Genomic DNA, 16,460 nt, shown 5'->3' with positions numbered 1-16,460 from the left:
CAATAGGTGCTTCCGCCGTATTTCTCGCCGGTAAAGCCTTTTGGACCAATATTTAAACGCTCATCTTTTCCTAAATACGTTTGATTTAGCTGAAAAATATTAAAGCGAATTCCCTGTTGTGCTTTTACATCTCCTTCAATAGTGATATCTGCCATTTCCCAAATTTTCTCCCAGGCTTCTTTTTGCTCCTGAAGCAATTTGGCAAATCCGGCTTTAGTGGCATAATCCAATACTTTACTAGCCGCTTCCACGAGATCTGAACACTTATGGTTCATATCGGTTACGTAGCCGGCGTATTTTCTAAGACTTACTTTTTGTCCCTTTTCAGCTTTAATTGAATAGGAAAAAGTAAGTTTATCTTCAGTTTTTGTTTCAGTGAAATCTACATCTTGTTTTTGCCCGTTCAGCAAAACTTCAGATTGCATATAGGTGTTCACGTGAAATTCGGTTTTCAGGGTTTTAGAGAGTACAAAACCTTTATTGCCTTCAGATTTCACTTCTAAAGTCTTCCAGAAACGTTCTTCCCAATTGGCATCGGTATTTGTGATTCCGCCATCGAGATAAGGCTCAAAACGAACCTCAGCATCGCTATTCAAAACTTCAATTTCAAAATCTATCGCGCCAAGTTCATCTTCCACAATAGAAAGAAAGCGCGTTGCTTTAACCGAAATTTCAATGTCGTTTGGAAGCGTAGCTACAAAACTGCGGCGGTGAAAACCTTCTTTCATATTAAGCTCACGCTTAAAATTTTCAACTTTTTTACAGGTAAAAAGGTCTAAGGCTTCATCGTTCACAAACACGTTGATTCCAATCCAGTTGGGCGCATTCAATACTTTCGCAAAATATTCTGGATAGCCATTTTTCCACCAGCCAACTTTGGTTTTATCGGGATAATAAACCCCACCAATGTAGCTTCCCTGGAAACTTGGCCCTGAATAGTTTTCTTCAAAATTGGCTCGCTGCCCCATAACGCCGTTACCTATACTAAAAAGGCTTTCAGACGATTTTACGCGTTCTACATCAAATCCTTCTTCCAGAATGGACCACTCGTTAGGTTGTATATAATCTTGGTTCATTGCTTTATTTCTGTCTAATTTCTAATTGATAAACCCGGGACAAACCCAAAGGTTTAAGTTGTATTATTGAAAAAAATGATCTCAATTACTGAGTAATTTCTTTATAAAATCTATATCTATTTCGGTGAAATCGTTGAATACATAATCGGCTTCAGCCAATATTTCTTTTTCGCCAATTCCAATGCTCATCATATTTGCATTATTTGCAGCCTGCACTCCGGCTACAGAATCTTCAAAAACGATACTGTTTTCTGGTTTAATGTTAATTTTTTCGGCAGCGATAAGAAATACCTCAGGATCGGGCTTTGCTTTGCTAACATCATTTCCATCAACAATGGCGTCAAATTTTTCCAACAAATTGATCTTTTTTAAGATATTACGTGCATTTTTACTGGCAGAGCCCAAAGCAAAAGGAACATTATTTTCAATTAAATAATCTATCACTTTTTGAACTCCGGGAAGAATTTCGTCCTCGTCCATTTTAGCAACATAAGAGAGATAATTTTCGTTTTTAAGTGCCATTTGGCGTTTAAATTCTGTTTTAGAAAGTTCAAGTTCTCCCCATTCCAGTATTTTTTTAAGAGATTCTACCCTGCTAACACCTTTAAGTTGTTCGTTTTGCGCTTTGGTAAAGTCGAAACCCAAATCGTTAGCCAGTTTTCTCCAGGCCAAAAAATGAAATTTTGCGGTATCTACTATTACGCCGTCTAAATCGAATATTACTCCTTTTGTTGTCTTCATTATCTTAAATTATCTCTTTTAATTATCATTTCAGCATTTCTTTCTCGACACAGTTCTCGATACGTTTTGATTTCATTATGTTTCATCAAATCTACCCGAACTGATATTGTTATGCTTTAACGGGTTCGTCCACATCGTCTATTCTAAAAGTAAGTATAGCGGCGATTAGAAAAGCAATTCCGCTGGTAACTAAGGCGTAGATCGGGTTTCCGTCGTAAAGATATTTCACCATTAATCCTCCAATAAGTGCATTTACAATTTGTGGGATCACGATAAAAAAGTTGAAGATCCCCATATAAACTCCCATTTTTTTCGGTGGAATTGATCCTGCGAGAATTGCGTAGGGCATTGCCAGAATACTGGCCCAGCCAATACCAATAGCGAACATAGAAAGCAATAGCCAATATTCATTCGGCATTATATAAATGGACAGCATTCCCAGTGCGCCAATAAATAGCGACATAATATGCGTGCTTTTTCTTCCAATTTTTAAAGCAATAGCCGGAAGAAAAAATGCAAAAACCGCTGAAACAGCATTGTAAACCCCGAACAGCACACCAACCCAGTCGCCGGCATCCTGATAGGTTTCACTGTTACTATCTGAAAGTGGTAATCCGTAAATATGATGGGCAATTGCGGGAGTTGAGAAAACCCACATTCCAAAAAGACCAAACCATGAAAAGAATTGTACCCAGCTAAGCTGCCGCATAGTATGAGGCATTTTTGCAAAATCTGAAAAGATATCCAGCAAACTGGATTTCTCATTTTCATCAACCGGTTCTTCAATGTGGTCATCCATTTTTTCCAGTTCCTCGGGAGAATATTCTTTGGTAGTAATTACCGTTACCAGAATACTTCCAACTAAAATGGCAGCTCCAATTACAAAAGAAAGCAGCAGGTTTAGTGGAACTTCGCCTACTACCGCTCTATTGCTAATATCAAACCAGTTGGTCAATACATAAGGCAACCAGGAACCAATTACGGCCCCAATTCCTATTAAAACAGTTTGTACACTAAAGCCAAGGGTTCTTTGGTCTGATGGTAATTTATCGGCCACCAGGGCGCGAAAAGGTTCCATCGCTACATTAAAGGAAGCATCCATAATAAAGAGCATCCCGGCACCTACCCAAAGGGAAGGCAAAATAGCAATAAACCAATCGGCATTAGGCATTAAAATCAAACCTATTGCCGCTAAAATTGCTCCAGTTAGAAAGAATGGTCGCCTACGGCCAAGACTGGTCCAGGTTCTATCGCTATAGTAGCCTATAACAGGCTGAACGATTAAACCGGTAACCGGCGCAACCAACCAAAACCACGAAAGTTCGTGAATATCGGCACCAAAGATTTGTAAAATTCTACTTGCGTTGGCATTTTGGAGTGCAAACCCCATCTGGATTCCAAGAAAACCAAAACTCATGTTCCAGATCTCCCAGAAACTTAATCTACGTTTTTGCATATCGTACAATTAACGTTTACGATAAGCATAAGGCTTATCAAAACTTATTTTAGGTAGGAAGTAAAAATATAAGTTCTGATAAATTAACTAAGCTGGGGTAAATATATATAAAATTTTAAAGATGGTAATCGAAAATTACTCGAGAATCGAGAATTAAATACTCCAGGGAGTATTTAAAATTCAAAAATAGCTCTCCACGACTGGATTAAAAGTAGTTTACAATTTGGTAGAATTTCTTTCTATCAAATTGGTTTCTACAATTACTGTTCTATAAGATTCTTCTTCCTCTGGTTTTCTTTCCAGTTTATCTATTAAAAGTCTGGCAGCTTCAGCTCCCATACGTTCGCCGTGTTGACTTACAGTGGTAAGGCTGGGAATAAATCTTTTTGAAAGCTCCCCATCTGTAAAACCAATTACAGAGACATCTTCTGGAACTTTTAAACCTTTTTCCTGAATGGCTTTTATCGCGTAAATGGCAAAATGCTCGTTCACTGCGAAAACTGCATCGACTTCATTTTTATCAATAAAGTCTTTAATTTCAGTTTCGCTATTATCCATATCCTCTATTTTAAGGATAAGGCTTTCATCAATTTCTACATTATTTTCTCTTAAAACCTCAAGATAACCACGGGTTCTTAATTTCCCTACGCTCACATAATCTACCGTAGAAACAAGCCCGATTTTCTTTGCTCCATTTTCGAGTAAATAATGTACTGCTTTTTTAGCACCAATAACATCATCAATAATCACTTTATCGCAATGAATTTCATCTACTACCCTATCAAATAAAACCACGGGCATTCCCTGGTTGGTAACTTCGGTAAGGTGATGGTAATCTTCTTTTTGCATGGTTTCTTTTGCCAAAGAAAGAATAAAACCATCGGTACTGCCATTGGCCAGCATTTCAAGGTTTAGTACTTCTTTATCAAAAGAATTGTTGGAAAGACACACAATTACGTTGTACCCCATTTCGTTGGCAACCTGCTCTACCCCACTAATTACTGTAGTAAAGAAATAATGAACAATTTCAGGAATAATAATTCCTATAGTTTTTGTTTTTCGGTTTTTAAGACTGAGTGCGATATTATTAGGCCGGTAGTTATATAATTTTGCAAAAGCCTTGATTTTTTTACGGGTTTCTTCCCCAATTTCTGAACTGTCTCGTAGAGCTTTTGAAACAGTAGAAATTGATACGTCTAATTCTCTTGCAATTTGTTTTAGGGTCAATTTTGGCTTCATAAAAATCTATTATTTAAAAATAACTCAGGGATAATTTTTAAGATGTCGTAAAAATACCATAAAAATTACGCTATACCCGCAAAAATCAAAAGTTTTCAACACTCAAACGTTTGCGCAAAATACTGGTAAGGGAATGCCTATTTCTTTACATTCTGTTTACATACTTTTAACCTCAGGAAGTAAAAATATAAGCATAATTTTTAGTAAAAATCAATAAAATAATTTATGAAAACACTATTTAAAAGCACGTTGATGTTGCTCTTAATGCTACCAATGAGCTTTTTTGCGCAGGAGACTGTGAGTGGCGTTGTTAGCGAAAGCGCAACCGGCCTTCCAATTCCCGGCGCAAACGTTATTGTGAAAGGAACAACTAATGGTGCAGTCACAGATTTTGATGGTAATTATACCATTCAAAACGTAAGTGAAGACGATATTCTTGTCTTTTCTTTTCTTGGTTTTGCCAGTCAGGAAATTCCTTATGAAGGGCATGCAACTTTAGATGTTCAATTAGACGAAGATCAGGCTACTTTAGAAGAAGTAGTTCTTATTGGTTACGGTAGCACATCTGAACAGGATGCAACAGGATCAGTAGAAAAGATTTCTTCGGAAAGCTTTAACCAGGGCGCAGTTGTTTCACCAGAACAATTAATTTCGGGTAAATCGGCCGGGGTTAGAATTACTCCCGGAAGCGGTGAACCAGGTGGTGGTTCTGAAATTAGAATTCGTGGTGGTTCTTCCCTATCGGGTAACAACTCCCCACTTATTGTAGTAGATGGTGTGCCATTAGACCAAAGAGGAGTTCAGGGTGTTAGAAACCAGTTAAACTCTATTAACCCAAACGAAATTGAAGATTTCGTAATATTAAAAGATGCTGCTGCAACCTCTATTTATGGTTCCAGGGCTTCTAACGGGGTAATTTTAATTACTACCAAATCTGGTAAAAAAGACTCTCCGCTTGCGTTAAGTTACGATCTTAAAGTATCTGCCGGGAGAATTATAGACAAGGTAGATGTGTTGGATGCCGATCAGTTTCGTACTTTAATAAACGAAACTCCGGGAACAGATCCTTCTTTATTAGGAGATGCTAATACCGACTGGCAAGACCAAATTTACCAAACTGCTGTAGGAGCAATACATAACTTTACGGCAACTCAAGGTTTCGAGAATTTCTCTTACCGGGTAAATTATAACCATACTTCGCAAACAGGAGTTTTAAAGACCGATGTTTATGAAAGAAATGCCCTTAACATTGCTCTTAACCAGGATTTATTTGATAATCACCTAAAATTATCTTTAACTTCTAAAGGAATTGTAGATGAAAACCGTTTTGCAGATCAGGGTGCTATTGGTGCAGCCGTAGGCTTTGACCCTACCCAACCTGTTTATAATGAGGGAAGTTACTTTGATGGATATTATGAGCACACACTTTCACCTCAACAACAACAAATACAAGCTACACGTAACCCATTAGCACTTTTAGAGCAATTAGATGGCCGTGGAGTTACTAAAAGAAATATCACTAACCTGAATTCCGAATATAAATTCCATTTTCTACCGGAATTGAAATTTAATGTAAATGCAGGTTTTGATTATTCAGAGAATGATGGTTATAATAGAAGACCATTAACTTCTGCTGCAAACAACCAGGATATTCCTTATTTTGAAGATTATGGTGGTTTCAACAGAAATACCCTTCTGGATTTCTATTTCAATTACAAAAATGATATAGATTTTCTGGACACTGAAATTGATTTAACTGCAGGACACTCTTACCAGGAATTCTTTATCACCAGTAAAACAACTGAGACAGTTTCTAATAATATTCTTGAGTCCCCACGAGATACCGATCGTAATGCACTGGAATCTTATTTTGGTCGTGCCAGTTTTGATATTGCCGATAAATACCTGATTTCAGGTAGTGTACGTAGAGATGGTTCTTCCAGATTTGGAGGAGATAATAAATGGAGTATTTTCCCTGCATTATCTGTAGGTTGGAAATTACACAACGAAAATTTTCTTGCAGATTCTAATGTATTAAACCAATTAAAACTCCGTGCAGGATATGGGGTAACCGGTAACCAGGAAATTGGACCAAATTATGGATATTTCGGAACTTATAATCCGAGTGTTGGTGGGGCGCGTTACCAGTTTGGTAATCAATTCTACAATACATTACGTCCTGAAGCATACGATTCTGACCTGAAATGGGAAGAATTACAAACCTATAATGTTGGTATAGACTACGGTTTCTTTAATAACAGAATCTCTGGTACCGTTGAAGCGTATTACCGCGAAACCGAAGACCTTTTAGCCACGGTTCCGGTACCTGCAGGAGCTAACCTTACAGACCTTTTAGTTACCAATGTTGGTAGCACGGTGAGTAAAGGACTTGAATTTGGAATTAATGGTGCTATTATTCAACAGGAAGATTTCAATTGGGACGTAAATTACAATTTAACTTTCCAGGATTTAGAAATCACCAACCTTACTTTAGGCGAAGATCCTAACTTCGAAATACCACAAGGAGGAATTAGCGGTGGTGTTGGTAACAACATCCAGTTATGGAAAGAAGGTTACGACCCTACAACCTTTAACGTTTTCCGACAGGTTTACAATGAAGACGGGCAACCAATAGAAGGTGCTTATGTAGATGTGAACGGAGATAATGAAATTACAGAAGAAGACAGGGTTCCTTACAAAAAAGCTACTCCAGATTACTTTATGGGATTAACTAATACTATGAGGTATAAAAACCTTGATTTCAGCTTTACTTTTAGAGGTAACTTCGGAAATTACATGTACAACAATACCCAGTCAAGTAATGGGTTTGTTGGAGCCGGTACGGTGACCCCACAGCCTTACTATTCAAACTTCAACAGCAATGTTTTAGAAAGTAGTTTCAACAATAACCAGTTCTTTTCAGATTATTATATTCAGAAGGCTGATTTTGTGAAATTGGATAACATATCTGTAGGATATTTATTTCCTGGAGAAGAGTTGGACATTAGAACTTCACTAACCGCCACCAATGTATGGACCATAACCGATTATGAAGGTTTAGATCCGGAAATTGCAAACGGGATAGACAACAATTTTTATCCAAGATCTACCACAATAGTACTTGGTTTAAATCTTTCATTTTAAGAAAAAATATATAATAAATTAGTTATGTTAAAAACACTAAAACCATTCTTAATCCTATTTATGAGCGCCGGTTTCTTCTGGTCTTGTGAAGACGATTTAGATTTGCAGCCTGAAGATAACAGGCTCACGGCCGAAACTACCTTTGAAGATCCAGAATCTTACAAACAGTTTTTAGCCAAACTTTATGCCGGTCTTGCGATAAGTGGCCAGGAAGGCCCCGCCGGTGACCCAGATCTTGAAGGTCTAGACGAAGGTTTCTCGCAATATTTAAGATTATACTGGTCTATGCAGGAACTTACTACAGATGAAGCTGTAATTGGCTGGAACGATGGTACAATTCAAGACCTACACGCCCAAAACTGGACTGCAGGAAACGAGTTCATTAGAACTATGTACTCAAGGATTATGTACCAGGTTGCTCTTACTAACGAGTTTATAAGACAGAGCACTCCGGAGCTTCTAGAATCTCGCGGTCTTGCTTCTGAAGAAAGAGAAAATGTAGCCCGTTACCGAGCTGAAGCAAGGTTTTTAAGAGCTTTACATTATTATCACGCTTTAGATTTATTTGGAAATGTTCCATTTGTAACCGAAGAAGATGCCATAGGAGCAAGCCTTCCGCAGCAAATTCAGAGACCGGAATTATATGATTTCGTAGAAAGTGAACTTTTAGCTATAGAAAACGACATTGTGGCCGCGAATTCTAATGAATACGGCCGTGCTGACCAGGCTGCAGTTTGGATGCTACTTTCTAAACTTTATTTAAATGCTGAAGTTTATACCGGTGAGGCCCATTATACTGAAGCTTTAGATTATTCTGAAAGAGTGATTAACGCAAACTATAGTTTAGCAGATGATTACCAAAAATTATTCCTGGCAGATAATGATTCTAATGGGGCACAATCTGAGGTAATATTCCCTATCACTTTTGATGGGCAACAAACCCAATCCTACGGTGGAATGGCATTTATCATCCATGCTGCTGTAGGTGGCGATATGGACCCTGCAGACTTTGGAGTTAGCAGTGGCTGGGCCGGCTTAAGAACTACTGCTGCCCTGGTAGATAAATTTCCTAATGGAGCAGAATCTCAGGACGAAAGAGCACTTTTCTTTACGGAAGGACAAACCAAAGAAATAGATGAAATTTCCAGCTTTAACGACGGTTTTGCGATCACTAAATTTAAAAATGTGACTGTAGATGGCGAATGGGGATCTGATGACACCGGGGAATTCCCGGACACAGATTTTCCATTGTTTAGACTTGCAGATGCATATTTAATGTATGCTGAAGCTCACCTAAGAGGAGGTGGTGGTAGTGAATCGGCTGCTTTAGGTTATATAAATGAATTAAGGGAAAGAGTTGATGCCGACCAAATTGGAGGATCAGACCTAAATTTAGATTTCATACTGGATGAACGCGCCCGTGAATTATACTGGGAAGCTCATAGAAGAACAGATCTTATAAGGTTTAACCAATTTACTGAAAACGGAATCTGGCCCTGGAAAGGAGATGTTCCGCAGGGAGCAACTACCCAAAGTTACAGAGACCTTATGCCTATACCGGCTTCAGATTTAGGAGTTAACACCAATTTAGAACAAAATCCAGGATATTAATTTTATAAAAGAATTAAAATGAAAAAATTTTCAATTTTATTTTTAGCATTTATCGCGCTACTAAATTTTAGCGCGTGTACACAAGACGACGATATTGTTTTCGTTGCACAACCGGACCCGGAAGGAATTCAGTTTAGCAATTCATTTCAAAACACCTATGTGTTACCATCTGGAAACCCGGATAATCTTGCCGAAAGATTTGTTTGGAACGAAGTAGATTTTGAAGCTCCTACCACAATTACTTATGAGTTACAGGGATCTACAGCTGAGGATTTTGGAGACTTAATGGTAATAGGAAGCACGGATAATAATAATCTAGGTGTAAGCATTGGCCAAATGAGAGAACTTGCTGAAGATGCAGGTCTTGATAACGATCCTGAAACTGAAGCGCCAAATACGGGTATAGTTTACTTTAAGGTACGTGCTTTTGCCGGTGACGGGGAAGGAAACGCTTTAGAAGAATTTTCTGAAACCATCGCTCTCAATGTAGAGCTACCAGAAGCTGAAGAAGAAGGTGAAGCGCCAAAAATGGAGCTATTCCTTGTTGGTGACGCTACTGAAGCAGGTTGGGATCCAGCCAATAACAACACTCCTTTATTTAGAGATGGTGAAAATGAGTCTGTTTACTACTTTGAAGGAAGATTTGCCGGAGGAGGAGATATAGAAGGCTTCAAATTTTTACAAACTACTGAGTGGCAGCCACAATGGGGGCTTTCGAATGGTGAACTTACTAACAGTGAGATCTTAGGTGATGATCCTGATGCTTTCCCGGTAGAAGATGATGCTTACTATTCATTAATGGTAAATGTTGAAGAAATGACTTATACCTGGGAGGAAATAGACGAAAGTACAGCCGAAGTTCAAACAAACATCGGGATAATTGGCGATGCCACTCCTGGTGCGTGGGATGATGATACTGATATGACTCAGTCTGAATTCAACCCTCATATCTGGTATATCGAAGGAATTGAATTAACTGATGGTGAAGCGAAGTTTAGAGCAGATGACGCATGGGATCTAGATTGGGGTGGAGCAACTCCAGTTAGCGGGGAAACTACAGTAGCTGGACCAAATATTCCAGTGAGCGCAGGAACTTACGATGTGTGGTTTAACACACTGGATGGTCGATATATCTTTATCCCACAAGGGGAAGAGTAAAAGACTCAATTAACTAAAAGGGCTGCCGCGTGCAGCCCTTTTTAATTCTTATTAATTATGAAAAAAACTAAATTTTTATTCCCTTTTCTTTTCAGCTTACTGTTAGTGGTATCCGGCTGTTCTAAAGATGACGATGAAGTTGTTGATGAAACAGATGATATAACTGGCGGCGAAGAAGAGGAAATACCAACTCCGCAAGATCCCGAAGCCTTAGATCTTTCACAATATACAAGCGGACAAAAAGTAATGATGCAAACTTTCTACTGGGATGTAGAACCGCGCTTTGAGTGGTGGAACAATCTTTCAGATAAAGTTGAAGGCTGGGCAGATGCCGGGATAGATAGAATATGGCTTCCCGTGGCTACCAAAGGCCAATCTGGCGGTTACTCTATGGGGTACGATCCTTCAGATTATTTCGATTTTGGAGAATACGATCAACACGGGACCGTTCCTACACGTTTTGGAACTCGCGAAGAGCTGGAAAATCTTATCTCTAAATCTCACGAGCTGGGCTTAGAGGTGATTGCAGATATCGTTTTAAACCATAATTCGGGCGGCGGCCTGGAATACAATCCATATCGCGAAAAGGATACCTATACCCTATTCAACGAAGAATATGGAAACGCCTCAGGAATGTTCAATAGAAACTACGAGCATTTTCATCCGAACGATGTGAGCCAAAGTGATGAGGGCGATCTTTTCTTTTCTGAACAGGATGTAGATCACGATGTTCCTTATGTGCAGGATTGGTTTTGGAAGAAAGAAAATTCGGTCGCAAAATATTACAAAAATGAAATGGGTTTTGACGGCTGGCGATTTGATTATGTAAAAGGTTTTGGAACCTGGGTAATTGAAGATTGGATGAGCGAAGTTGGCGGATTTGCTGTTGGAGAGAATTTTGACGGAAATGCAGATGTTCTGGTAGACTGGGTTGATGCCACCGGAGTTTCAGCTTTCGATTTTGCCGCCTTCTATAAAATGGAAGAAGCTTTTGATCGTTTTGACGACCTAAATTATTTAGACGGAAATACACTTCGTAAGGTAAATCCTGACAAAGCTGTGACTTTTGTAGCGAATCATGACACCGAAAAAGACGAAAATGAAGACAATCGCATCGCTTCAGAAAATAAAATGAAGGCTTATGCCTATATTTTAACTCACGACGGATATCCTACAATTTTCTACTCAGATTACGAAAATGAAGCTTTTAACGAAGAAATCAAGCAGTTAATCGAGATTCATAATAGTCTGGCACTTGGTGATGTAGAAGTACTTCATGTAGATAATAACGAATATGTAATGAAAAGGGAAGGGAATGCTGAAAACCCCGGATTAATTCTATATATTAGCACCGAAAGTACTACCAAGCGTAGAAACGTTCAAACTAATTGGAATAACGTTACCTTATTAGATTATAGTGGTAACACAACATACACCCCTACCTCCGATGAAAACGGAATGGCAATAATTGAAGCTCCGGCGAATGGATATTCAATATACTCCATCACGAAATAGGTTTTATTTTGAATTTTCATAGGTGTTAATTCAAAGACTGGCTGGTTGTTAATTCAACCAGCCTCTTTTTTTTCCAGAAATTCGGCTTTTATTTTATTTTCGATATTAATTTAATCAATTTCTCTTCCCGGTTTTCTCCTAAATTTATAACACTATTGACCAGGTCATTACCCTGCCCCAAAAATCAGGCTATCTATTAATTAAGATTATCGCATATTCCGAAACCTACCAGGGTAAGATTCATTATTTAGAAGAAAACAATTACCCTTCAGTTCGGTACGCTGTAATAAGCCAATTTTAATTCTACCAGTCTTATTTTTATTTTCGTTTTGAAAATAATTTTGTCTTATTATTTATAATTTATATAATTTTTTTATAATTACAATATCTTTATAAAAATTTACTTATAGCACTTAATCCTCGCTAAAGAGGTACTTCTGAAGCTTACTATTAAGATAGGATGTATGAAGATACTGCAAGTCCTAACCTAAAAAATAACAAGGAGACAAATAATTCAGCTGCAGACGTAATAGAGTAAAAAAATTGATAAATATTTTCTTTTAAATTGAAAATCAATAGACAATCACCAAAATCTAAATAAGAACCTATGTCGAATTACAGAGTTTTCCTTTGTTCACTAGCCTTAGCAACAACTTTATTTTCTTGTAAGAATGAAGCAGAAAAAAAAGAGCTACGACAGGACAAACGTCCTAACATTGTCTTTATGATGTCTGACGATCACGCCTATCAAGCAATAAGTGCGTATAGTGATAAGCTAATTAATACCCCGAATATCGATAGGCTGGCGCAGGGAGGTGTTCTTTTCAATAATGCTTCGGTAACCAACTCTATTTGTGCGCCTTCGCGTGCGGTAATTTTAACCGGCAAACACAGTCATTTAAATGGGAAAATTGACAACCTCAGTAAATTTGATACGACGAATGTAACTTTTCCGCAAATCTTACAGGATGCCGGATACCAAACCGCAATGTTTGGAAAATTACACTTTGGAAACAATCCAAAAGGTTTTGATGAATTTAAAATCTTACCCGGCCAGGGAAGTTATTATAACCCACGCTTTATAACCAAAGACGGAGATACTGTAATTGATGGTTATGTGACCGATATTATTACAGATCTAACCATTAACTGGCTGGAGGAAGAACGCGATAAAGAAAAACCATTCTTATTGATGTATTTACATAAAGCTCCACACCGCGCCTGGTTACCAGCGGAAAGACATTACAAAGAATTTACAAAAAAAGAATTCCCACTACCAGAAACCCTATTCGATGACTATACTCGTATTCAGCCCGAAGATCTTAAATCAAATTCTCCCGATGCGTCTAAGGAATACAATTTCGATGAGCCAAATACTCGCAAAAGTACAGCCGCAAAAACGGCTGAAATGAATATTCTTACCCACATGATTCTTACAAACGACAATAAGCTAAAAGACACAACAATCCAAAAACTGGGAATAGAAGAACGGTACCTGGGAGATCCTACCAGTAGAATGAATAAAGAGCAAAAAGCTGCCTGGGATAGGGTTTACGATCCAATAAATAAAGAGTTCGAAGAAAAATATCCAGATATGGATGATGAGGATTTAATGAAATGGAAATACCAACGTTACATGCAGGATTACCTGGGAACTATTGCTTCAGTAGATGAAAATGTAGGGCGCGTTTTAGACTATTTAGATGATAATAACTTATCTGACAATACCATAGTGGTTTATACTTCAGATCAAGGCTTCTATTTAGGAGAACACGGTTGGCTCGATAAAAGATTTATGTATGAAGAATCTTTTAGAACTCCTTTACTTATAAAATGGCCAAACAAGATAAAAGCAGGTATCACCGAAGAGGAAATGGTGCAAAACCTGGATTTTGCACAAACATTCTTAGATGCTGCCGGTGTAAATGCTCCAGATGAAATGCAAGGTAAGAGTTTATTACCATTATTAACGGGCGAAAAAGAGGCCTGGGATAGAGATGCTGTTTATTATCATTATTATGAATATCCTGCAGAGCATGCTGTAAAAAGACATTACGGTATTGCTACTAAAGATTATAAGATCATCCACTTTTACTATGATGTAGATGAATGGGAACTTTACGACCGTAAAAACGATCCGCAAGAATTGCATAATGTATTTTACGATCCAGATTATACAGAAGTGAGAGAAATGATGGTTAAGAAACTAAAAGAAACCCGTAAAAAATACAAAGATTCTGAAGAGCTGGATAAGCAATTTATTAAGGTTTACGAGGATAAATAAGCAGGAGGTATTACGATTTTTGTAATAATCCCTGCGAGCAGCCTTGCTCTCGTTTCCACATATACTCAAGGATAAAGATCTGATTATTACTAATAAAAAAATCCTGAAAATCTTTCGGAACTGTTCATATAAGAATTATTAAAAAAAGCCGAGGGTGTAAAATAAACTCTGTCTGAATAGAATTATTTATTAATTTCAATCAGACAGAATTATGACAACAAAAGAACAACAGGAATTCGAGAAAAAGGTGCTTGACCAGTTTATGTCAGGCAAAAGCCTTTTTGGTGCAGACGGAGCTTTTGCACCGATGCTAAAGAACGTAATTGAGAAAGCCCTTCAGGCAGAAATGGACTCCCATCTGGATAGTGATGAGCGTGCCAAGGGGAATAAGCGTAATGGCAAAGGAAAGAAAAAGCTTAAAAGTGGCTTTGGCTCCTTTGATATTGAGACCCTTGAAGATCGTCAAAGCAGTTTTGAACCGGAATTGGTTAAAAAGCGACAAACCATTTTAGCAGATAATCTTTCTGATAAGATCATCGGTCTTTATGGGCTTGGGATGAGTTATCGGGATATTTCCAGTCATATCAAGGAAATGTACGATACCGATATTTCCCATACTGTTTTAAGCCAGATAACCGATCAGATCATTCCTGATATCAAAGCCTGGCAAAGCCGTCCTTTAGAACCGCTCTACTGCATTGTATGGCTTGATGCAATGCATTATAAGGTTAAGGTGGATGGGAAGATTACCCATAAAGCACTCTACAATATTCTGGGCATCACCAAAGAAGGGAGGAAGGAAGTCCTTGGCATGTATATCTCTGAGAGCGAAGGTGCCAATTTCTGGCTACAGGTTTTAACCGACCTTCATAACCGTGGATTACAGGATATCCTTATTGCCTGTACCGATAACCTAAGGGGTTTTACCGAAGCGATCTTAAGTGTATATCCAAAAGCCCAGGTACAGCTTTGTATCGTTCACCAAATTCGTAATTCACTGAAGTATATTGCCTCTAAGGATCAAAAGGAATTTATGAAAGACCTGAAAAAGGTCTATAGAGCCATTACTAAAGATGTAGCCGAAGATGAATTATTAAACCTGGAAGAGAAATGGGGCAGTAAATATCCTGTGGTCATTGAAAGCTGGCAGCGTAACTGGGAGCAGTTATCCCAGTATTTTCAGTACACCCAACCCATTAGAAAGATCATTTACACCACCAATGCCGTGGAGGGCTTCCATCGTCAGATCAGGAAAGTTACCAAGACCAAAGGAGCATTTACCAGTGATATGTCCCTGCTTAAACTAGTCTATCTAGTGACAAAGAATATTGAGAAGAAATGGACCGCCCCATTACATAATTGGAGCCTTACGATTCAGCAATTTTATATTAAATTTGGAGACCGTATACCACTGGAAATAAACGCAAATTCCTCTGGGGCTAGCCCCAGAGGAATTGAAAGATCAGACAGAGTTTAATTTACAGACCCAAAAAGCCGTCTGTCACAAAATGAAGACGGCTTTCAAACTAAAACACATTATTGAAAAAACTACTTAACTTTATATATTTCTGTAATTGAAATCTTTAATTACTTCTTAATTAAATTTGTTTAAGTTTAATATGTCTCCAGTACACTTTAATCCCTCCCCCATCGTGAATTTGCAAAGCGATTTTACCGGTAGCAGCTCCTATTTTTTCATCAGAAAAATCAACCATTTCTACACCGTTTAACCAACTGGTTACCTGGTTGCCTTTTACTCTTATCTTTAATTTATTCCATTCTCCATACCTAAGTGCATCTTCTTTTTCTGGGGCTGGTTTAATCAACCAACCACGTCCATAAGATTCATAGATCCCACCTGTATAAAGATTTGGTGGTGCCACTTCTATCTGCCAACCAGCTATTTTAGTACCTTCAATTTCAGACCTTATAAATACTCCGCTATTTCCATCAGCTTCTTGTTTAAATTCTAAATTCAATTCAAAATCTTTGTAATTTTCTTTAGAGGCAAGATATCCATATGCTTTATCGGGACCGCTCTCTGAGATCAACAATCCATCTTCTACATACCATTTCTCAGTACCATGTATTTTCCATCCTTCCAGATCTTTTCCATTAAAAAGATCTTTTCCAGATTGACAACCCGTAAATGCAAAACTCAATAAGATCGCAACTAAACTAATTTTTGTAACTAATCAGTGTCTAATATAGTTGTTTTAAAAGCATGACAAAAAGA

The 16,460-nt window shown here is 38.0% G+C and carries 10 protein-coding genes and 1 pseudogene; 6 read left to right on the top strand and 5 right to left on the bottom strand.

The genetic code is table 11. The features are described from left to right. The 4 genes and pseudogenes from AACZ30_RS08575 to AACZ30_RS08560 form a co-directional block, all read right to left on the bottom strand. Positions 1-1,076, bottom strand: a pseudogene (locus AACZ30_RS08575) (glycoside hydrolase family 65 protein); the annotation flags it as partial. An 81-nt stretch (positions 1,077-1,157) separates the two neighbouring features. Next, a complete protein-coding gene (gene pgmB, locus AACZ30_RS08570) occupies positions 1,158-1,817 on the bottom strand; it encodes a beta-phosphoglucomutase (RefSeq protein ID WP_339648836.1) in 660 nt (219 codons plus the stop codon). A gap of 109 nt (positions 1,818-1,926) precedes the next feature. Beyond that, a complete protein-coding gene (locus AACZ30_RS08565) occupies positions 1,927-3,273 on the bottom strand; it encodes an MFS transporter (protein WP_339648835.1) in 1,347 nt (448 codons plus the stop codon). A gap of 216 nt (positions 3,274-3,489) precedes the next feature. Continuing rightward, entirely contained in the window at positions 3,490-4,512 is a 1,023-nt protein-coding gene (locus AACZ30_RS08560; RefSeq protein ID WP_339648833.1) for a LacI family DNA-binding transcriptional regulator, read from the bottom strand. A gap of 225 nt (positions 4,513-4,737) precedes the next feature. Here AACZ30_RS08560 and AACZ30_RS08555 point away from each other — a divergent pair, with 225 nt between their 5' ends. The 6 genes from AACZ30_RS08555 (at position 4,738) to AACZ30_RS08530 (ending at position 15,701) form a co-directional block, all read left to right on the top strand. Continuing rightward, positions 4,738-7,656, top strand: coding sequence for a SusC/RagA family TonB-linked outer membrane protein (locus tag AACZ30_RS08555; protein ID WP_339648832.1), 2,919 nt, complete (start codon positions 4,738-4,740; stop codon positions 7,654-7,656). A gap of 24 nt (positions 7,657-7,680) precedes the next feature. Further along, positions 7,681-9,267 (top strand): RagB/SusD family nutrient uptake outer membrane protein, encoded by a 1,587-nt coding sequence (locus tag AACZ30_RS08550; RefSeq protein ID WP_339648831.1) that lies wholly within the window; start codon positions 7,681-7,683, stop codon positions 9,265-9,267. An 18-nt stretch (positions 9,268-9,285) separates the two neighbouring features. Beyond that, positions 9,286-10,425, top strand: coding sequence for a SusF/SusE family outer membrane protein (locus tag AACZ30_RS08545; RefSeq protein WP_339648829.1), 1,140 nt, complete (start codon positions 9,286-9,288; stop codon positions 10,423-10,425). A 57-nt stretch (positions 10,426-10,482) separates the two neighbouring features. Continuing rightward, complete coding sequence (locus AACZ30_RS08540; protein ID WP_339648828.1) at positions 10,483-11,940, top strand: alpha-amylase; 1,458 nt, start codon at positions 10,483-10,485, stop codon at positions 11,938-11,940. 607 nt (positions 11,941-12,547) lie between these two features. Further along, positions 12,548-14,224: a sulfatase gene (locus AACZ30_RS08535; RefSeq protein WP_339648827.1), complete on the top strand. Its 1,677-nt coding sequence runs from the start codon at positions 12,548-12,550 to the stop codon at positions 14,222-14,224. A gap of 211 nt (positions 14,225-14,435) precedes the next feature. Then, entirely contained in the window at positions 14,436-15,701 is a 1,266-nt protein-coding gene (locus tag AACZ30_RS08530) for an IS256 family transposase (RefSeq protein ID WP_339648826.1), read from the top strand. Positions 15,702-15,822: 121 nt separating this feature from the next. Here the strand turns inward: AACZ30_RS08530 and AACZ30_RS08525 are convergent, their stop codons facing one another. Continuing rightward, positions 15,823-16,386 (bottom strand): DUF1080 domain-containing protein, encoded by a 564-nt coding sequence (locus AACZ30_RS08525; RefSeq protein ID WP_339648825.1) that lies wholly within the window; start codon positions 16,384-16,386, stop codon positions 15,823-15,825. Positions 16,387-16,460 lie beyond the last annotated feature (74 nt).

The organism is uncultured Salegentibacter sp., assembly GCF_963972535.1.
GTDB lineage: Bacteria > Bacteroidota > Bacteroidia > Flavobacteriales > Flavobacteriaceae > Salegentibacter.
This window is presented reverse-complemented; position numbering and strand designations above follow the sequence as displayed.